Origin of the sequence: Nocardioides humilatus (genome assembly GCF_008373755.1) — a bacterium.
Lineage (GTDB): Bacteria > Actinomycetota > Actinomycetes > Propionibacteriales > Nocardioidaceae > Nocardioides > Nocardioides humilatus.
The window spans coordinates 1-376 of record NZ_VUJV01000036.1 but is presented as its reverse complement, the minus strand read 5'-3'; the positions used below and the strand labels follow the sequence as shown (position 1 = coordinate 376).

Annotated in this window: 1 protein-coding gene; it reads left to right on the top strand. The window is 40.4% G+C overall.

Features of this window, described 5'->3' with window-relative positions; all coding sequences use genetic code 11:
• On the top strand, positions 1-279 hold a 279-nt coding region (locus F0U44_RS23925; protein ID WP_223163808.1), incomplete at its 5' end, for a hypothetical protein.
• Positions 280-376: the final 97 nt, after the last annotated feature.

The window sequence follows — 376 nt, the reverse complement described above, 5'->3', positions numbered from 1 at the left end:
TTTGCTGACCGCCTAATTTCACGTTTTGGACCTGTGAATTGGCCTCCAAGATCTTGTGATTTAACACCGCTAGACTACTTTCTGTGGGGCTATGTAAAGTCATTGGTCTATGCGGATAAGCCACAAACGCTTGACCATTTGGAAGACAACATTCGCCGTGTTATTGCCGATATACGGCCACAAATGTTGGAAAAAGTCATCGAAAATTGGACGTCCAGATTGGACTACATCCGCGCCAGCCGTGGCGGTCATATGCCAGAAATCATATTTAAAATGTAATGCCACAAGATTATCTTTCGGATAAATCAAATTCATGTCAATCGAATACTTCATCGTTGTTTTATTGCAACTTAAAGTTCTATACATCGAAAAAAAA